Origin of the sequence: Leisingera daeponensis DSM 23529 (assembly GCF_000473145.1) — a bacterium.
Lineage (GTDB): Bacteria > Pseudomonadota > Alphaproteobacteria > Rhodobacterales > Rhodobacteraceae > Leisingera > Leisingera daeponensis.
Genome location: NZ_KI421500.1, coordinates 3,325,563 through 3,344,043 on the forward strand (window position 1 = coordinate 3,325,563; position 18,481 = coordinate 3,344,043).

The 18,481-nt window shown below is 63.8% G+C and carries 19 protein-coding genes and 2 tRNA genes; 18 read left to right on the forward strand and 3 right to left on the reverse strand.

The annotated features are described in order from the left end of the window. Window positions 1-23: 23 nt before the first annotated feature. Window positions 24-1,325 (forward strand): histidinol dehydrogenase, encoded by a 1,302-nt coding sequence (hisD, locus tag DAEP_RS0116715; protein WP_027245461.1) that lies wholly within the window; start codon window positions 24-26, stop codon window positions 1,323-1,325. Window positions 1,326-1,569: 244 nt separating this feature from the next. On the opposite strand, the gene DAEP_RS0116720 is transcribed toward hisD, so the two are convergent. Beyond that, window positions 1,570-2,328 carry an SDR family oxidoreductase gene (locus tag DAEP_RS0116720; protein WP_036761214.1) on the reverse strand — a complete coding sequence of 253 codons (759 nt, stop codon included), beginning with the start codon at window positions 2,326-2,328 and terminating at the stop codon, window positions 1,570-1,572. Between the two features lie 158 nt (window positions 2,329-2,486). Between DAEP_RS0116720 and DAEP_RS0116725 the strand changes: the two genes are divergently transcribed. The 14 genes from DAEP_RS0116725 to DAEP_RS0116790 all read left to right on the forward strand — a co-directional run bounded on the left by DAEP_RS0116725 (window position 2,487) and on the right by DAEP_RS0116790 (window position 13,169). Further along, window positions 2,487-2,966: a UPF0262 family protein gene (locus tag DAEP_RS0116725; protein ID WP_008555698.1), complete on the forward strand. Its 480-nt coding sequence runs from the start codon at window positions 2,487-2,489 to the stop codon at window positions 2,964-2,966. Between the two features lie 3 nt (window positions 2,967-2,969). Then, on the forward strand, window positions 2,970-3,428 hold the full coding sequence (locus tag DAEP_RS0116730) for an arsenate-mycothiol transferase ArsC (protein ID WP_008557809.1): 459 nt from the start codon (window positions 2,970-2,972) through the stop codon (window positions 3,426-3,428). Then, a complete protein-coding gene (locus tag DAEP_RS0116735; protein ID WP_027245463.1) occupies window positions 3,425-3,823 on the forward strand; it encodes a ketosteroid isomerase-related protein in 399 nt (132 codons plus the stop codon). The genes DAEP_RS0116730 and DAEP_RS0116735 overlap by 4 nt, the downstream gene beginning before the upstream one ends. Continuing rightward, window positions 3,820-4,455, forward strand: a complete 636-nt coding sequence (locus DAEP_RS0116740; RefSeq protein WP_027245464.1) for a GNAT family N-acetyltransferase — start codon at window positions 3,820-3,822, stop codon at window positions 4,453-4,455. Before DAEP_RS0116735 ends, DAEP_RS0116740 begins: the two co-directional genes overlap by 4 nt. Window positions 4,456-4,558: 103 nt before the next feature. Then, complete coding sequence (locus DAEP_RS0116745) at window positions 4,559-5,437, forward strand: carbon-nitrogen hydrolase family protein (RefSeq protein WP_027245465.1); 879 nt, start codon at window positions 4,559-4,561, stop codon at window positions 5,435-5,437. Between the two features lie 83 nt (window positions 5,438-5,520). Then, on the forward strand, window positions 5,521-5,739 hold the full coding sequence (gene infA, locus DAEP_RS0116750) for a translation initiation factor IF-1 (protein WP_005620785.1): 219 nt from the start codon (window positions 5,521-5,523) through the stop codon (window positions 5,737-5,739). Between the two features lie 178 nt (window positions 5,740-5,917). Next, complete coding sequence (locus tag DAEP_RS0116755) at window positions 5,918-6,499, forward strand: Maf family protein (protein ID WP_027245466.1); 582 nt, start codon at window positions 5,918-5,920, stop codon at window positions 6,497-6,499. Next, window positions 6,496-7,518: a ribonuclease E/G gene (locus DAEP_RS0116760; RefSeq protein WP_027245467.1), complete on the forward strand. Its 1,023-nt coding sequence runs from the start codon at window positions 6,496-6,498 to the stop codon at window positions 7,516-7,518. Before DAEP_RS0116755 ends, DAEP_RS0116760 begins: the two co-directional genes overlap by 4 nt. Continuing rightward, window positions 7,515-7,718 (forward strand): DNA gyrase inhibitor YacG, encoded by a 204-nt coding sequence (locus DAEP_RS0116765; protein WP_008555311.1) that lies wholly within the window; start codon window positions 7,515-7,517, stop codon window positions 7,716-7,718. Before DAEP_RS0116760 ends, DAEP_RS0116765 begins: the two co-directional genes overlap by 4 nt. A gap of 81 nt (window positions 7,719-7,799) precedes the next feature. Beyond that, window positions 7,800-7,874: transfer RNA gene (locus tag DAEP_RS0116770), tRNA-Phe, on the forward strand. Between the two features lie 404 nt (window positions 7,875-8,278). Next, a complete protein-coding gene (locus DAEP_RS0116775; RefSeq protein ID WP_027245468.1) occupies window positions 8,279-9,484 on the forward strand; it encodes a YcaO-like family protein in 1,206 nt (401 codons plus the stop codon). Next, window positions 9,481-10,827, forward strand: coding sequence for a TfuA-like protein (locus DAEP_RS22825; protein WP_036760785.1), 1,347 nt, complete (start codon window positions 9,481-9,483; stop codon window positions 10,825-10,827). Before DAEP_RS0116775 ends, DAEP_RS22825 begins: the two co-directional genes overlap by 4 nt. Window positions 10,828-10,868: 41 nt before the next feature. After that, entirely contained in the window at window positions 10,869-12,167 is a 1,299-nt protein-coding gene (locus tag DAEP_RS0116785; RefSeq protein WP_051337416.1) for a gluzincin family metallopeptidase, read from the forward strand. Window positions 12,168-12,314: 147 nt separating this feature from the next. Then, on the forward strand, window positions 12,315-13,169 hold the full coding sequence (locus tag DAEP_RS0116790) for a pentapeptide repeat-containing protein (RefSeq protein ID WP_027245470.1): 855 nt from the start codon (window positions 12,315-12,317) through the stop codon (window positions 13,167-13,169). 89 nt (window positions 13,170-13,258) lie between these two features. Here the strand turns inward: DAEP_RS0116790 and DAEP_RS0116795 are convergent, their stop codons facing one another. Continuing rightward, window positions 13,259-15,028 (reverse strand): tetratricopeptide repeat protein, encoded by a 1,770-nt coding sequence (locus DAEP_RS0116795; protein ID WP_008556136.1) that lies wholly within the window; start codon window positions 15,026-15,028, stop codon window positions 13,259-13,261. Between the two features lie 49 nt (window positions 15,029-15,077). After that, window positions 15,078-15,755 (reverse strand): GNAT family N-acetyltransferase, encoded by a 678-nt coding sequence (locus tag DAEP_RS0116800; protein WP_245595108.1) that lies wholly within the window; start codon window positions 15,753-15,755, stop codon window positions 15,078-15,080. Window positions 15,756-16,007: 252 nt separating this feature from the next. On the opposite strand from DAEP_RS0116800, the gene DAEP_RS0116805 reads away from it, so the two are divergent. From DAEP_RS0116805 to DAEP_RS0116815, 3 genes are all read left to right on the forward strand, one after another. After that, window positions 16,008-16,084: transfer RNA gene (locus tag DAEP_RS0116805), tRNA-Arg, on the forward strand. Between the two features lie 472 nt (window positions 16,085-16,556). Further along, window positions 16,557-17,141 carry an ANTAR domain-containing response regulator gene (locus DAEP_RS0116810; protein ID WP_027245472.1) on the forward strand — a complete coding sequence of 195 codons (585 nt, stop codon included), beginning with the start codon at window positions 16,557-16,559 and terminating at the stop codon, window positions 17,139-17,141. Then, the gene (locus DAEP_RS0116815; protein ID WP_027245473.1) at window positions 17,138-18,316 is read left to right on the forward strand and encodes a CmpA/NrtA family ABC transporter substrate-binding protein; all 1,179 of its coding nucleotides are present in this window, start codon (window positions 17,138-17,140) and stop codon (window positions 18,314-18,316) included. The genes DAEP_RS0116810 and DAEP_RS0116815 overlap by 4 nt, the downstream gene beginning before the upstream one ends. Window positions 18,317-18,481: the final 165 nt, after the last annotated feature.

Genomic DNA, 18,481 nt, shown 5'->3' on the forward strand with positions numbered 1-18,481 from the left:
TGCGAAGGCCAAAGGAGATCCCGATGCCGCAGTTTCTGAACACCCGTGACACCGATTTCGAAGCATCCTTCACGGCGCTGCTGGGCGCCAAGCGCGAAGATAGCCCGGATGTGGACGCCATCGTGGCCGGGATCATCGCGGACGTGCGCGCCCGTGGCGATGCGGCGCTGGTGGAGCTGACGGCCAAATTCGACCGGCTGGACCTGGCGCCCGCGCAGCTGCGCATCACCGATGCGGAGGTTGATGCGGCCATTGCCGAAGTCTCCGCCGAAGAACGCGCCGCGCTGGAGCTGGCGGCAGACCGCATCCGCGCCTATCACGCGCGCCAGATGCCGCAGGATGCGCATTGGACGGATGAAGCCGGCGCAACGCTGGGCTGGCGCTGGTCGGCAGTCTCGGCTGCCGGGCTTTACGTGCCGGGCGGGCTTGCGTCCTATCCGTCATCGGTTCTGATGAACGCCATCCCGGCCAAGGTGGCCGGTGTCGGGCGGCTGGCGGTCACGGTGCCAACGCCGGACGGCCAGATCAACCCGCTGGTGCTGCTGGCAGCACGGATTGCCGGAGTCGATGAAATCTACCGCGTCGGCGGTGCGCAGGCCGTGGCGGCGCTGGCCTATGGCACCGAAACCATCGCACCGGTGGACAAGATCACCGGCCCCGGCAACGCTTTTGTCGCGGCGGCCAAACGGCGGGTGTTCGGCAAGGTCGGCATCGACATGATTGCAGGCCCCTCCGAAATCCTGGTGATCGCGGACAAGGACAACAACCCGGACTGGATCGCGCTGGACCTGATGAGCCAGGCCGAACACGACGAAAGCGCCCAGTCCATCCTGATCACCGATGACGAAGGCTTTGGCCGCGCGGTGGCCGAGGCGGTGGAGAAACGGCTGGAGACGCTGCAACGCCGCGCCATTGCCGGCGTCTCCTGGCGCGATTTCGGGGCGGTGATCACCGTGCGGGACCTGGATGAAGCCGCTGCGCTGTCCAACCGCATCGCACCGGAGCACCTGGAGCTGTGCGTCGCCGACCCGGTGGCCCTCAGCGAAAAGACGGTACACGCGGGCGCGATTTTCCTGGGCCAGTACACGCCCGAAGCCATCGGCGATTATGTCGGCGGCCCGAACCACGTGCTGCCGACCGCGCGCTCGGCGCGGTTCTCCTCCGGCCTGTCGGTGCTGGATTTCCTCAAGCGCACGACGCTCAGCCAGATGACACCGGATGCGCTGCGCGCCATTGGCCCGGCGGCCGAAGTGCTGGCGCAAAGCGAAAGCCTGGAGGCGCATGGTCTGTCCGTCACCGCACGTCTGGAAGCGTTGAACGGGTAAGGGCCGGAGGGGCGCTGCCCCTCTGCGCGTGCCGCGCATTCACCCCGGGATATTTTCAGCCAGATGAAAAGGGATCCGCGCCCCGGGTCTGCCGGGGCGCTTCACCTGGCGCGGTCATCGGCGTCCCCGCCTGTACCGCGGGACGAGGGTTGCCAAGTTTGGTTAATGATCCGTTGCTTCATCTGGCCCCAAATATCCCCGACGGAGGCCGCAAGTCATTTTTCCCGGAAAAATGACGCAGCACTCAGTAGTGCGCGGTATAGCCGCCATCCACCGCCAGCACCTGTCCGGTGATGTAGGACGCGGCAGGGGAGGCGAGGAACAGAACGGCGGGCGCCAGTTCCTCAGGCTCGCCCCAGCGGCCGAGGGAGGTGGCCGCCTTGAGCTTTTCCGCAATCGCCGGATCCGCCGCCGCGGCCATGTTCGGGGCGGTCTTGAAGAACCCCGGGGCAATGGCATTCACGGTGATGCCCATTGGCCCCAGCTCCGCCGCCAGCGCCCTGGTCATGCCGTTGATACCGGCCTTGGCGGTGGTGTAGGCGGCGTCGCCTGCCTGCGCGATAAGGCCCGCGATCGAGGAGATATTGATGATGCGGCCATAGCCCTTGGCCGCCATCTGAGCCGCCGCCAGCTGGCTCAGGCGGAAGGGGGACACCAGGTCGACCTCCCACAGCGCCTGCAGATCGGCGCGGGAGAATTCCGGCAGGCTGCGGCGGTCGCGCTGGCCGACGTTGTTGACCAGGATATCAAGCCCGCCTGCCGCCGCGATGCCTTCCATCGCCGCGATGCAGGCCTCTTCATTTGCCACGTCCAGAACCAGCGGGCGAGCGGTGCCGGGCATCCGGTCAACGGCCGCTGCGACCCGCTCTTCGCTGCGGCCGTTGACCCAGACCTCGGCCCCGGCCCCTGCCAGCAGCTGGGCGGCGGCAAAGCCTAGCCCGTCCGTGGACCCGGTCACCAGCGCACGCTGGCCTGCGAGGGAAAACTGTTCAAGTGCTGTCATCATCCTGTCTCCTGCGGGGGCAGGCTGGGCAGGCGGGCGCTGTCTGTCAAGCGCTGCCGCAAACCGCCCGTGCCGTGACGCCTGCTGCCGCATTGCCCCAAGCGCGCCGGTGCGATACTCATGGCCGGACGCCTTAGCGCATATAGAGACAAAGACCCATGAGCCGCATCAGCCACATCGAACTGGACGACCGCAACCTGCCGCCTCCGACCCCTGAGATCGAGCAGGAGCGCAAGGTGGCGATCTATGATCTGATCGAAGAGAACAGCTTTACCCTGCCGTCCCGCGAGGACCGCGATCTGCCCGAAGGCCCGTACCATCTGGGCCTGGCAATCCGCGACAAGCGGCTGGTGTTCGACATCAACACAGAAGCAGGCGAGAAGGCCGCGGAATTCCACCTGTCGCTGTCGCCCTTCCGGCAGGTGGTGAAAGACTACTACCAGATCTGCGAAAGCTACTTCACCGCGGTGAAGACCATGCCGCCAAGCCAGATCGAGACCATCGACATGGCCCGGCGCGGCATCCACAACGAAGGCAGCCGGGTGCTGCAGGAGCGGCTGGAGGGCAAGGCCGAGGTTGATACCGACACCGCCCGCCGCCTGTTCACCCTGATTTGCGTCCTGCATTTCGGAGGCTGACGGGTGGAGGAGCTGCCGCAGTCCGTTCTGTTCTGTTGCGACCACAATTCGGTCCGCTCTCCGATGGCGGAGGGCATCATGAAGAAATTCTATGGCACCGGCACCTATGTGCAGTCTGCCGGTGTCAAGAACGACATGGAAATCGACGGCTTCTCCATCGCGGTCTGCCAGGAAATAGATGTCGAGCTGTCGCGCCACCGCTCGCGCTCCTTTGACGAGATGGAACGCTGGGGCGATGACCTGTCGTCCTTTGACCTGGTGGTGGCACTGTCGCCCGCCAGCCAGCGCCGGGCGCTGGAACTGACCCGTTTTTTCCACCTCGATGTCGAATATTGGCCGATTATGGACCCAACCGGGCTCGGCGAGACGCGCGAAGCTAAGCTAGATATCTACCGTCAAACACGGGATCAAATCATCCAGCACCTGAAAAACCGCTGGGGCGAACCGACGGAGAGAACATGACCGACACCATCGCGCGTTATTTTGAAGCCTTCAATGCAGGCGATACCGATGCCATGCTGGACTGCCTGGACGAGCAGATTGCCCACCACGTCAATGAAGGCAAGATCCGGGTGGGCAAGGAGAAATTCGCGGAGTTCTGCGCCCACATGAGCCGCTGCTACAAGGAAGAGCTGACCGGTATGGTGATCTTTTCCAATGAGGACGGCACGCGGGCGGCGGCGGAATTCATCGTCAACGGCACCTATCTGGAAACCGACGCGGGCCTGCCCGAAGCCAAGGGCCAGACCTACCGCCTGCCGGGCGGCTCGTTCTTTGAGCTGAAGAACGGCAAGATTTCCCGCGTCACCACCTATTACAACCTGGCTGACTGGATCGCCCAGGTTTCGGCGGGATGACCCTCCGCGTCGAAACCATGACCGGCGCGGCGCTGGAAGCCGCGCTGGACGATGTGGCGCACCTGCGGATCAACGTGTTCCGCGCCTGGCCGTATCTCTATGACGGCGATCTGGCGTATGAGCGCGCATATCTGCAAAGCTACCGCGACAGTGACCGCGCCATTGTGGTCGGCGCTTTCGACGGCGATGTTCTGGTCGGCGCCTCCACTGGCGCGCCGCTGGCTGATCACGCGGATGATTTCGCGGCAGCCCTTGAGGGCACCGGCATTGAGCTGAAGGACGTTTTCTACTGCGCCGAATCGGTTCTGCTGCCCGAATACCGCGGGCAGGGTGCCGGTCACGGTTTCTTTGACGCGCGAGAGGCGCACGCCCGCAAACACGGTTTCCGCAAATGCGCGTTTTGCGGCGTGCAGCGTCCGGCGGACCATCCGCTGCGCCCGGCGGATTACGCGCCGCTGGACCCGTTCTGGCGCAAGCGCGGCTACCAGCCCCTTGCTGGCGCCATCGCGCATTTCTCTTGGAAAGACGTCGATCAGGCGCAAGAAACGAAGAAGCCGCTGCAGTTCTGGATCCGGGATTTGCAGCACTGCCGGAGCGGTTTGGCCGGGGCGCCTTCTGACAGTCCCTTGTAAGAGGGGTGCACAGGGGGTGTACGGAAGGCCCCCCCGTTTTCGAAAACCGTCAAAAGCAACCGGAACTCTCTGCACAGCTAGAATTGCACAAAGGGAAGACAGGATGAAAATCGCCACTGCCGCTTACCCGCTCGACTGGCTCGACAGTTGGGCTCAGTACGAAGACAAGCTGGCCGCGTGGGTTGCGGAAGCTGCCGGCAACGGCGCTGATCTGCTGGTGTTCCCGGAATACGGCGCGATGGAGCTGTCCACCCTGGACGGCGCGGCGGTAGCCGGGGATCTGGCGCAATCGATCCATTCGGTCTCGGAAAAGATGGAGGACGCCGCGGCGCTGCACCTGAGGCTGGCCGCTGAATACGGGGTGCACATCCTGGGCGCATCGGCGCCCGTGAACAGCGGGCTGGACCAGCCGGTGAACCGGGCGGAATTCTACACGCCCGGCGGCAGCCGCGACCATCAGGACAAGCAGATCATGACCCGGTTCGAGCGCGCGCCGTGGGGCATCGCCGGGGGCGGCCCGCTCAAGATCTTCGAGACCAGCTTGGGCAGAATCGGTGTGCTGATCTGCTATGACAGCGAGTTCCCGCTGCTGGGCCGTGCCCTGGCGGAGGCGGATGTGATTCTCGTCCCCTCCTGCACGGAGGCGCTGGCCGGATACTCGCGGGTGCGCATCGGCGCGATGTCGCGGGCGCTGGAAAACCAGTGCGTAACCGCAATGGCCTCCGTCGTGGGCAGCAACGCATGGTCCGAGGCGGTGGACACAAATACCGGCATGGGCGGCATTTTCGGCCCGCCGGACAAAGGGTTCCCCGGAACCGGGGTGGTGGCCGAGGGCGTGCTCAATCAGCCGGGCTGGACCTACGGCGAGGCTGATCTGGACACAATTGCCCATGTGCGGGCCGATGGCGGGGTGCTGAACCGGCTGCATTGGGAGGAGCAGATGCCGCGGGTGAATTCGGTCACAAAAGCCGTGTTGCCCTGATTGAGGCCTTGAAATATTGGGAAAATGCCCCCATTTAAGCGCACGTCCTGCAGTTTGCGGGTTAACCCAATGATGGAGACAACATGGCCAAGGAAGATACGCTCGAATTTCCCGGTGTCGTGAAGGAACTCCTGCCTAACGCGACGTTTCGGGTCGAGCTGGAAAACGGCCATGAAATCATCGCGCACACGGCAGGCAAGATGCGCAAGAACCGCATCCGTGTTCTGGCTGGCGACCGGGTCCAGGTCGAAATGACCCCCTACGACCTCACTAAGGGCCGGATCAACTACCGCTTCAAGTAAGCCGTTGATCTGACAAGACAATCAAAGCCCGGCATCGCGCCGGGCTTTTGTTTTTGAAGCGGCTTTGCAGCCGCGGCCTACGGCGGCGATATTTTCGGCAACAGGAAGGGGGCCAGTGCGCTTTTCCGCTGCCGGAATTCACCGTATGACAGGCGCGAACAGGCAAGAGGGCCAAGACATGGCATTCATTCTGGGATCGGGCAGTCCGCGGCGGCTGCAGCTTTTGGCGCAGCTAGGCGTGCATCCTGACGCTGTGCGCCCGCCGGAAATCGACGAGACGCCGCTGAAGGGCGAGCTGCCGCGCGACTATTGCGCGCGGGTGACGCGGGAAAAAACGCAGGCTGTCCCCGCGGGGACGGACGATATTGTCTTGTGTGCCGACACCACCGTCGCCTTGGGCCGCCGCATCCTTGGCAAGCCGCGCGATGCCGGGGAGGCTGCTGCGTTCCTGCTCGCCCTGTCGGGCCGCCGCCACCGGGTCATCACAGCTGTCGCCGTGCGCCGCGGGGACCAGATCTGGGAAAAGGACGTGGTGAGCCAGGTGAAAATGAAAAACCTGTCTGACGAGGAGCTGAATGCCTACCTCGCAACAGGCGATTGGGAAGGCAAGGCCGGCGCCTATGCCATCCAGGGGCCCGCCGGGGCCTTCATCCCATGGATCAGCGGCTCGTTCACCGGTATCGTCGGGCTGCCGCTGTCAGAAACTGCCAATCTTCTGCGCGCCGCCGGGCTGCCGCTGTATCAGGAGGCCGCCGCATGAAGGGCCGCACCGTCATTCTCGACCACATCCAGGACCGTGAAGCCGCCGCGCTGATGGTGGATGGCAAACTGGAAGATTTTCTGATCGAAAGCGATGCGCCTCCGCCTGGTACCATTTACCGTGCCCGCGCCGACCGGCCGGTGAAAGGGCAGGGCGGCATGTTCCTGACGACGCCTGACGGCCCGGCCTTCCTGCGTCAGGTCAAAGGGCTGGCGCCGGGGCAAATGATCCTGGTGCAGGTCTCCGGCTATGCCGAGCCGGGCAAGGCGATCCCGGTCACCCAGAAGCTGCTGTTCAAGAGCCGCTATGCGATCGTGACGCCGGAGGCCCCGGGTCTGAACATCTCGCGCAGCATCCGCGACGAGGAAGAGCGCGACCGGCTGCTGGAAATTGCCCATGAGGAAATGGGGGAAACGGGCTATGGCCTGATCCTGCGCTCTGCCTGCGCCGGGGCGGACCGCGAGGAGATTGCCGAGGATGTCGCGGCCATGGCGGCTTTGGCGGCTCAGGTGTTGCAGGATGAAGGAGCCGAAGCGGAAGTGCTGTCCGAAGGCGACACCCCGCATCTGCTGGCCTGGCGGGAATGGGCTGAACCTGCGGATATCGAACGGGATCCGGGCGGATTTGAGCGCCTGGGGGTTTTGGATGCGCTGGACATTGCCCGGGGGATCCGCGAACCGCTGCCGGGCGGCGGTTTCCTGTTTATCGAGCCCACCCGCGCCCTGGTCGCGGTGGATGTGAACACCGGGTCCGACACCTCGCTGGCGGCAGGTGTGAAGGCCAATATGGCGGCCGCCAAAACCCTGCCGCGGGCCCTGCGCGTCAGGGGCCTGGGCGGCCAGATCGTGCTGGACCTGGCGCCGATGCCAAAGAAGGACCGCCGCGGGTTCGAGACCGCGCTGCGGGCCGCCTTCCGGGCCGATTCCGAGGAAACGGTTCTGGCCGGCTGGACCAGCCTTGGCCACTACGAACTGCAGCGCAAACGCGGCCGCATTGCCCTGAGTGAGGTGCTGAAATGAGCTGTCCGATTTGCGGCGGGGAATCGCAAAAGAGCTTCCGCCCGTTCTGCTCCAAACGCTGTGCCGATATCGACCTTGGGAAGTGGCTGACCGGCGTCTACTCGGTGCCCAGCCAGGATCCGGAAGACATTGAAAACGCTTTGGAAGAAGCCGAGCGCGCACGGGCATCCGAAGAAAAGACGCAGCAGACGCGTCATTAGCAATTTTCTTTGAAAAACCCTCTGGACACCGCCGCGCCCTCGGCATAGAAGGCCCCCACCCAAGGCGATCAGCCTTCCCGTGCCCGGGTAGCTCAGGGGTAGAGCAGTGGATTGAAAATCCTCGTGTCGGTGGTTCGATTCCGCCCCCGGGCACCATTTCATCAAACGAAATCAATGCGTTGGCCGAGTTGCCGCTGGGTGCATCATAGTTGCTTTGTCCCGGACAGCACCGGGACTGCATCCTACGGTAGCTATAAGTTTGATTGCCGCCGACTGTGACAGTTTCTTGGGTTTGCGTGCGCCGCAGCATCATAAATAAATGGTGCTGCCCCCGCGGCTCCCTCGCTCATGACGAGAGTCTGCGGGGTTGATTTTTGGAAATCGTCGGTCTGGGGCTTGGCATCCGCGGCAGACGCGGAGCCCTCGAATAGCTCAAGCGGCTGGCTGGGCTGTTTTGTTGACCGAAGGCGCGCGATCCAGCATCCTTGATCAATGCGGGCGGGCCGCCATGCCGCGGCCGGCAGCCCGCCCTTGGCGGTCACGACAATGAGGCCTGAGCCATGCCCAAGGCACAGCAAAAGGGATATGTGCTGGACACCCACCGGCTGTGCGATCCGGCGCAGACGCTGGCAACGGTCAGGCCGCATCTCGCTGGGATGGGCATTACCCGCATCGCCAATCTGACCGGCTTGGACCGGGTCGGGCTGCCCACCGTGATGGTGGCGCGGCCCAATTCCCGCTCCGTTGCGGTGTCGCTGGGCAAGGGGCTGACGCTGGAGGCGGCGCAGGCCTCCGGTGTGATGGAAGCGGTGGAGACCTGGCACGCCGAGCGGATCACGCGGCCGCTGCGGGCGGCAAGTTATGCGGACCTGCGGCAGGAGGTTCTGGTCGCCGATGTTGAGCGACTGCCGCGGGTCACAGGCGGCAGTTTCAATCCCCATGGCCGGATGCTGTGGGTGGAGGGCCTGGATCTGGTCTCCGGGCAGCCGCACTGGCTGCCGCTTGAAATGGTCGACACCGACTATACCGCGCGGCCTTGCGGCGGGCAGGGGGCCTTTCCGCGCACGACCAACGGGCTTGCCTCAGGCAACAGCCTGGCAGAGGCCACATGCCACGCCATCTGCGAACTGATCGAACGGGATGCGATCACCCTGTGGCACCACGCCCCCGCCGGTCCGCGGATCGACGTCGCGGCAATCGAAGATCCGCGCTGCCGCGAAGCGCTGGATCGGTTTGAGGCGGCAGGTTTGCGGGCGGGGATCTGGAACATCACCTCTGACATCGGCGTGGCCGCGTTTCATTGCATGATCTGCGAGGACGGCACCCGGCCCGGGCACATCGGGATCGGCAGCGGCTGCCATCCGGACCGGGGCATTGCCCTGCTGCGGGCGCTGACAGAGGCGGCGCAGACCCGGCTGACCTATATCTCTGGCGCCCGCGATGACCTGGATCCGGAGGAGTTCACGCCGCAGGCATCTGCCGGGCGCACGCAATATGTCCGCGGGCTGCTGGAGCTGTCGCCGGCAACCGCCCGTTTCGAGGACTGCCCGGATTATTCCTCGCCCTCTTTTGAGGAGGATTTGTCCTGGCTGTTGGGCAGGCTTGCGGGGGCCGGCATGGACCAGGCCCTGGCGGTCGACCTGTCGCGTCCGGGTCTGGGGGTTTCTGTGGTGCGCGCGGTGATCCCTGGGCTGGAGGCGCCGCATGATGATCCCGATTACATCCCGGGTCCGCGGGCACGCGCGGCCGGGCAGGCCCGGCCATGACAGCGGTTGTGTTTGCCGGCCCGACCATCCGGGCGGAAGAGGTGCAGGCCTATTTCGAGGCAACGGTTCTGCCCCCGGCCGGCCAGGGCGACATCTACAGGGCCGCCCGGCAGGGCGCCAAGGCCATCGGGCTGATTGACGGGTACTTCCAAGGTGTCCCGTCCGTCTGGCACAAGGAAATCCTGTGGGCGCTGGAGCAGGGGATCGCGGTTTTCGGCAGTGCCAGCATGGGGGCGCTGCGGGCGGCTGAGTTGTCTGATTTTGGAATGGTCGGCGCCGGCAGTATTTATGAAGCCTACGCCTCTGGCGCGTTGATCGACGATGATGAGGTGGCGGTGCTGCACAGCCCGGCAGAACTGGGGTTTGCGCCGCTAAGCGAGCCGATGGTGTCGATCCGGGCCACGGTTGCGCGGGCGCTAGGCGACGCGGTGCTGGACGCGGATCAGGCGGCGGCAGTGCTGAACGCCGCCAAGGCGCGGTTCTACCAGCACAGGGTCTGGGACCTGATCCTGGCGGATTTCCAGGCTGCGGCCTGGTGCGAACGGTTCAGGGCCTGGCTCAAATCCGGGCGAGTGGATGCCAAGCGGGACGATGCACGGGAAATGCTGGCGGTGATGGCGGCCTATCTGAACGGCGAGCGCGGCCCCCTGCCGGCACCGCCTTTGAAAGTAGAGCGGACGCTTGCCTGGCAGACCCTGGTGCGGCGTATCGAGGCGGAGGCGCATCTGTTGCAAGCGGAAGACCGGCGGGTGCTGGATGAGCTGAGGCTGGACCCGGACCGCTATGAGGGGGTCCGCACCCGTGCCATGCTGCGCCATCTGGCCTTGCAGGAAGCGGGCAAGAGCGGCCGCACGGTGAAACGTGAAGCGCTTGCGGCGCAAATGTCGGCGCATCGCAAGGCGCTGGGCCTGTTCAGCAGCGGCAGCCTGCGAAAATGGCTGGAGGACAACGCGCTGTCCGCGGCGGATTATGAGGGCTGGCTGAGGGAGGCGGCCCTCGCCGGGACCGTGGCAGGCAGTTTGAACGGCCAGCTCGCCCCGCATCTTCTGGCGGAACTGCGGCAGGCGGGCGACTATGCAGCGCTGAAATCGCGGGCCGTGTCAAAGGAGCGGTACCTGGCGGCGCAGGAGCAGCCGGCCAAGCCGGTGACAGAGCAGGAACGGCTGCCGCTGACACTATGGTACTTTGAAGAGCTGCTGCAGCGGGACGTCCCGGACCGGCTGGATGATTATCTGGAGGCCATTGGCTGCCGCAGCCGGGATGAATTCTATGAGCTGATCCGGCGCGAGTTCATGTATCATCAAAGTCGCAATACACGGCCCGTATCAGAAGGCCGCGCGTAGGCAGGGCAAACGGCGGGGCCTTCGCAGACCGGGAGGACCGTATGGACGACCCTTATGACTTGGCGGAGGAAGCGCCGGGGACGCGATTTCTGCTGTTTCCGCAATCCCCGTTCCGGATGGCGGAGCCGGCGCTGGAGCTGGTCGAGATTTCCGCACCCCCCGGCTCGTTGGGGCCAGGGCCGTCGGGGCCGCGGATGTATGTGGTCAACCCGGCGGGTAAGACCATACCCTTTGGGGCCATCGTGCCGGGGCCGTCCGGGCCGGGGATGTACCTCCCGCCCTGGAATGGTGAGGTTTATCCGCCGCCGGAACCGGATGAAGACGGCCACTTTTTCCATATCCTGCCGTCGGACCCCGGTTTCGAGGCGGCGCATTTGTTTGCCTCGGCCCATTTCACTTTGGATGTGTGGGAAGAATACTTCGGGCATCCCATCCCCTGGCATTTCGCCCGCGACTATGACCGGTTGGAACTGTCGCTGCTGCCCAGCCTGGACAACGCCCACATCGGCTGGGGCTTTCTGGAAACCGGCGGCACGAGCGAGCATGGCGGCGAATACCGCGCCTACAGCCTGAATTTTGACGTTGTCGCCCATGAAGTCGGCCATGCCATCATCTACAGCGTTGTCGGAATGCCGGTCTCTGAGGATGTGCCGGGAGAGTATTACGGCTTTCATGAATCGGCAGCGGATATGGTGGCGCTAATCGCCTCGCTGCATTTCGGCTCTGTGGTCGAGGAGCTGCTGGAAAGCACCAGCGGCAATCTTTACACCTTCAACCAGCTGAACCGGTTTGCCGAGCTTGCCGGAAATGCACAGATCCGGATGGCGGCCAATACCCGAACATTGCAGGAATTTGCGCGGGGCTGGAGCAGCGAGCATGCGTTGTCGGAGCCCCTGACCGGTGCGATGTTCGATATTCTGGTCGATATCTTCCACGAGAGGCTGCTGGTGCATGATCTGATCACGCCGGAAATGGAGGATCTGTCCGACCATCTTGAGGAAAGCCCCTATTACAGCGACGTGATGCAGGAGTTGTTCAATGCGCGCTATGCGCTTGATCCTGAAGGGTTCCGCGTCGCTCTGCTGGAGGCGCGCGATTTCCTGGGCGCCTATCTGGCGGCGGCCTGGAGCATGCTGGAGGCGGAAACCCTCACTTACGCGGCGGTGGGGGAGGCGCTGCTGGCGGTTGACCGTGAAACAACCGGAGGCGCCTTTGAATCAATTATCGCAGGCAACTTCAGAATGCGCGGGATTGGCCTGGTTGCGGCCGGTCCGCGACTGGCCGAAGCGGATGAAGACAGCCACGCGCATTCGGTGCGGACCCGGGTGCCGGATGAATGATTGGCCCAATGGCTGTAAATTCTATCCTTTTTGTGCTACTTTCACCCTCAGGGGGACTTTTCCGAAAAATAGAGTGGCGCCAATTGCGCTCGCGGCATTGCGAAAAGATCTTCTGGTGTTGTTTCCATAGCCACGGGAGTGTGTGCGGTGGCCGAATCCTTACTGAGTTTTTCTGAAGTGCTGTTATTTGGACGTCTGGTCGAAGACATCAAAATTGTCCCCAAATTCGCCGGGGCCATCGTCGGCACGGTCAACAATGTTCAGAACCTGAAGGGCACGTCGGTGAACGGTGAAACGCTCGCGCCGGGTGACAAGATCCTGGTGATGGCGCAAACCGCCAAAGGGCAAAACGGCCTCTATAAAGTCGGGGAGGGCGACAATAACCCTTGGGGAAATCAGCAGAGGTTCCCGAAGGGAACGATAGTCGAGATTGCTCACGGACCCCGCCAGGGCCTGTGGAAGCAGGTTGGCGATTACAACGCAGGACAGCAGGAGTTTATACGGGCCGGAAAACGGCAGCAAAGAAGCCGCGGCCGCAATAATATGCTGGCTGATCAGTTGAGTGATGATGCCAGGCTCGCGCGTATCTACGGGTTCGCCTATGAAGGCACGTATTTCGAGCTGCCAGAGCCGGTGATCTTCCTGGTGCATGGCGACGGCGAGAGTGCGACAGATGGCAACAAACCAGCGGAGCAGGCTGCCCGCGCACCCTTGGATCCTTCTGTGACCGGGGTTGCCTCAGCGGAATACCAGATCGCAAACGACATCCGGGTTTGGGATTATGACAAGGCCGATTATTCCATCCGCATGGACGTGATGACCGGTATGCTGGAGCAGGTGCTGCTGGATGTATACTTTGGCGGGGTCGGCCCTGATATCAGCGGTGCCAAGGTGAGCGGCGCCAAGGTGAGCGGTGCAAAGGTGAGTGGCGCCAAGGTGAGCGGGGCAAAAGTCAGCGGCGCCAAGGTGAGCGGGGCCAAGGCCCGCGGTTCAGGCGACTGACACAGATTTCCGTTGACCGGATGTTGCTGACGAGTGCGGCAGAGTACGCCACGGGGGCGGCGGCCGTGACCCGTGCCAGCGAAAACTTGTCAGAATCCCGCTTTTTTCAACCCTTCGACAAAGTGCTGGGTGTCTTCTTCCAGCCGGTCGGGCTGCACCTTGGCCCAGCGGTCCAGCGAGAAATTCGGATGCGCCTCGCGGTGGCGGGCCGCCATGGTGCGGGCCTGGTCGATGTCCCCCAGCTGCGCATAACTGGCCGCAAGCATGCGCTGTCCCTCGGTCGGGTTGTTCATCTTTGTCAGCGTGTCGATCACCGCATCATACTGTTTGAGATTGTAATAGGCACCGCCCAGGTGCCAAAGGTACTGGTCCGGGAAATACGGGTTCAACCGCATGGCCTGCTGCAGGTTTCCGATCGCGGCCTGGTTGTCGCCGGAATGGGCCAGCGCATCGGCGTAATCCGACAGCAGGTCTGCGTCATTCGGGTTTAGGGCCAGCGCGCGCCGGTAGGCGCCGATCGCTGCATCATGCTCCTTGCGGTACAGATGCACAAAGCCAAGCTCGCCAAATCCGCGGGCGTCGGTGGGGTCCAGTTCCACCGCCCGCTGCGCATATGACAGCGCCGTATCAAGCGCATGCTCGGCGTCCTTGGCCCAAGAATAGCGCCAATCGATATTCAAGGTCCGGGAGATCGCGGCAGAGGCCCGGGCATAGTCCTGATCGCGCGACAGCGCACGCTCGTACAGGGTTTGCGCCTCGCGGTTGTCCTGCCTTGTGTAGCGGAAAATATATTGCTGGCCGCGCAGGACATAGCCGTAGGCGGCCAGATCGGCAGGTGCTGTCTGAGCCATCCGCTTGCGCTCCTGGGCCTCGATCAGCACCGCCGTGGCGGCGACGATGGCGTCGGTCACCTCGTCCTGGATGGCGAAAATGTCGTCGATGTTGCGGTCGTACCGTTCGCCCCAGATGGTGCGGCCGGTTTCCGCGTCGATCAGCTCGACGGCTATCCGGACGCGGGCAGCGGCCCGCCGGACGCTGCCACGGGCGACATAGCGCACCCCAAGCTCCCGTGCTGCCTCCTGCGGCGGCTTGGTGCTGGCTTTGAAGAAAAAGGAGGAATTGCGGGCAATGACGAAAAGGTTCTTGAACTTGGACAGGTTCAGAATGATGTCCTCTGTCAGCCCGTCGGCAAACCAGCTGTCGGACGGCTCTCCGCCCAGGCTGGTAAAGGGCAGCACCGCAACCGAAGGAATACCGGGCGGCGGGCGGTGCGCGGGCGGAGCCTCCGGGCGGCGGGTTGCCGCCATTGTTGCGCCCGCAACCTCGCTGCGGACGCAATAGGCCGCGACCGGCTCGGCGATGTTCTTGAGCATTTGCGGACCGAGGAATTCAAACCCGAAGCGCAACCGGTTTCGGATCTGCTCATAGACCGACGCGCTGACGAAGACCCGGCCCGGCTCGGCGATTTCCTGCAGCCTCGCGGCAATATTCACATTATCGCCATGGATGCCGCGGTCATCGACCAGGATTTCGCCAAGATGCACCCCGGCCCGGAACCGGAGATGATGGTCTTCCGGCCGCGCGCGGTTGCTCTGTTCTGCTATGCGGTGCAGCTCAACGCCAAACTCGACGGCATTGGTGGCCGTCTCAAACAGTGCCAGAACCCCGTCGCCCCGGACAGCAACCACGCGCCCCTCATGCGCCTGACAGGCTGTTTCAAGCTGTTCCAGCAGGGATTTGAGGGCGCTGTAAGTGTCGATCTCGTCATTGCCCATTAGCCGGGCATAGCCGACAACATCGGCAAACAGCACCGCGCCAAGCTGGCGCCGGACCGTTGTTGTCTCTTTGTGGCCGCTCACAAGCTGTCCTCCTCCTGTGAGTGCGGGCTGAGGCCGCCGGTGCCGCCGCTCATCCGTCTGGCGGGGCCGGCGGGCCCGGCGGCCAAGCCCACCCGGCGGCTTCTGCGCCGCGGAAACTGACTCGCGGGCTGGCGCCGAGTTGCTGCGCCAGCGCCTTGCGGCTGGCGTCCCACTCCTCCCGCAGGAGGCCGACGGTGACCATGTCAAAAAAACGGCCTTCTGCAAACCATGCGGCCCGCATCCTGCCTTCGGTTGCAAAGCCGGCACGCGCTGTCATTTGCTCGCTGCGGGTGTTGTCGGCCCGGTAGTACGATGTAACGCGATTTAGCCCGATCTGCCGGAAGGCAAAGTCCAGAAGCAGGGCCAGGGCGCGGATTCCCACGCCCTGTCTGCGCCTGGATTTTTCGATGAACATGGCGACCACGGCATCACGGTTCACCGCAGAGATGCTCTCCAGGCCGGTTATGCCGCACAGCTCACCCGAGACCGTGGTGAGCGCAAACCAGCATTTGCTGGCATTTGGCTTTGTGTCGCCGAAAAGCTCCCATGCCTGCTCAAGTCCCGCCGCGCTGAGCGGCACGCGGGTGGAGCGGTCGAAACGGGCCATGTCGGCTATGTTTTGAAGCCAGCCTGCGGCCGTGGCGAGATCCTCTGTTTCCAGCGGCCTGAGCTGAAAACCTGCTGAATTCCGGTCCGGCATCCGCCGCCCCCTTTCAATTTGCAACACCTGCCTCTCCGGGTGCCAGCCCTGGCCGGAAAAGCGCAGCTGCAGACTTATACCACACTTCCGGGCCGGCTTGGGGGATGAAGGAAGCCGCAGCAGAAGGAAGCCGCAGCAAGGGGCGGCCCTTCGGACGTGCGGCGCAGCGGCCCGGCAGCTCGCCAGCTTTTGCCTCAGTTCGGGCGGGTGAAGAAAAACGGCAACAGCTGTCTTTTGGGGTTGCGACTCTGTGATGCTATGGATAAACCCCGCCGCAGTGGACCGATAGCTCAGCTGGATAGAGTACTTGACTACGAATCAAGGGGTCGGGGGTTCGAATCCTCCTCGGTCCGCCACTTCCTTCTTTGTCGGGCGACACATAGTTTTGCCATTTTCGACAGAACCTTTCCTTTTTCGTGTCTCCAGCATCCCCGCTCGCGCCTCCTGTTCCGCCAGTGGCGAAGCCTTCCCTGATTTTCACTTCGGAAGACCTCGTGTCTTCCGGAGAGCAAAGCAGGGGGCAGGCCCGCGAAACGCTGCCGAACTGCTTGGCAAGCTCCAGCAGCCTCAGCGTCGGTTTGATGACCTTGTCCTGAATACTCGTCATTGATCGACACTCTTTTCTTACGCTCCAGAAAAGCGGACATGTCGGATAAAATCGCGTGTTATCCCGGGAAAGACCAAGTTTTGGCTGCTGCCGGCGTGCGTCTCCTCCGCGCTTAAAGCCCGGGCAGTCAGCTTAATTTTTCGGCGCTAACAGGCTGTCTGGAAATTGCGCTGCACCTGCAGCCTTTACAGCCATCTTCCAGCCTATTCATGCTCTGCCGCATGCCCGATGCCCTGTCCATTGTTGTTGTCGAAACCGACCGTGAGCGCGCCTTCATGATTGTGGACGGGCTGCGGGACGCGGGTGAATTCGACATTCAGGTTATCTCGGAGCCATCAGGCCTTGCGCGTCAGATACAGATGCGCGACCCGGATGTGGTGCTGATCGATATCGCCAACCCCTCCCGCGATGTTCTGGAGGAGCTGACGCTGGCCTCAGGCGCCATGGACCGGCCAGTGGCGATGTTTGTGGACCGCAGCGAGGACGGCATGACTGCGGCCGCTGTTGAAGCCGGGGTGTCGGCCTATGTGGTTGACGGGCTGCAGGCCGCGCGGCTGAAACCGGTCTTGGACGCAGCCATCGCGCGTTTCCGGCTGTTTCAGCGCATGCGCACCGAACTTGCAGAAACCAAAAGGGCCCTGGAAGAGCGCAAGGTCATCGACCGCGCCAAAGGGATGGTCATGAAGGCCAGGGGCATCGGCGAAGACGAAGCCTATGCGCTGCTGCGAAAGGCCGCGATGGACCAGAACAAGCGCGTCGCGGAGGTTGCGCAGGCGCTGGTCACCGCGGCAGGGCTGCTGGCATGAGCGCAACACGCATTCCCGCTGGTTATGTTCCGCTGACTGATGCGGCGCCGCTGATTGCGGCGCAGGAAATGGGCTTTGCCGCCGAAGAACGGCTGGTGCTGGAGCTGCACCGCGCGCCCTCCTGGTCATCCCTGCGCGACATGCTGGCCTTCGGGCAAGTGGATGCTGCTCAGATGCTCGCGCCGGTGCCGGTCGCTGCGGCGCTTGGCGTTGGCGGCGCCAGCACGCCGTTCTCTGTTCTGTCCGTGCTGTCCGTCAACGGCACCGTCATTGGGGTCAGCAGCAGCCTGGCCCGCAGACTTGCCGATGCAGGGCACGATTTTTCCTTCGATGACGCCGCATCCGCTGGCAAGGCCCTGATAACCGCAACCGGCCCTGGCCTGCGGATTGGCGTGCCGTTTCCCTTTTCCATGCATACGGAACTGCTGCACTACTGGCTGCAAGGGCTGGCGGCGGACACCGGCCGCGGCATCAGCATCCGCACGGTTCCGCCGCCGCTGATGACCGATGCCATCAAAAGCGGTGAGATAGACGCGTTCTGCGTTGGCGAACCCTGGGGATCCCTCGCGGTGGAAAATGGCGCGGGGGCGCTGCTGTTGCCCGGGCGGGCGATCTGGTCCTTTGCGCCGGAAAAAGTGCTGGCCGTCCGCAGTGCCTGGGCAGAGGCCGAACCCGGACTGGCCGGCCGCCTGATCCGGGCCCTTTGGCGCGCGGGGCGCTGGCTGGCCGACCCGGCCTCCCGCGGGCTGGCGGCGGAAATCCTGTCCGCGCGGCGGTATCTCGATCTCCCCGCCGAAATCATCGAACGGGCGCTGTCGGGAAAGTTCACGGTCACGCCCCAGGGACTGCAGCGTGAAGTCCCCGGATTTATCGGCTTCCATGACGGCGCGGCGGGCTTTCCCTGGCGCAGCCAAGCCCAATGGATTGCGCTGCAACTGGCGGAGCGGACCGGCCTCGACCGGCACAGGGCGCTGCGAATGGCCGGGCCGGTCTTTCGCAGCGATCTTTACCGCTCCGCCCTGCGCGGGACCGGTGCGGATTTGCCCGGCGCCTCGTCGAAACTGGAAGGCACGGTCGGCACCCCGCTGCTGGCCGCAGGAGAATCGGGGACGGTCAGTCTGCTGCCGAACCGGTTCTTTGATGGCCGTGTTTTTGATCCCATGGCCGCGGACTGATGAAAAAGCAGGCAGCTTGCCGCGCCGCAACGCTGCAATGCAGAATTTCCTGCTGCACGAGCAAAGAAACCTTTGGCGCCGGCCGGATCTTCCGGCAGTCTGAAGTCAGACAGGCAACGGAGCCTGACTGAGAATTTTCCCGAAGACCGGGTTTCACTGAGCAAA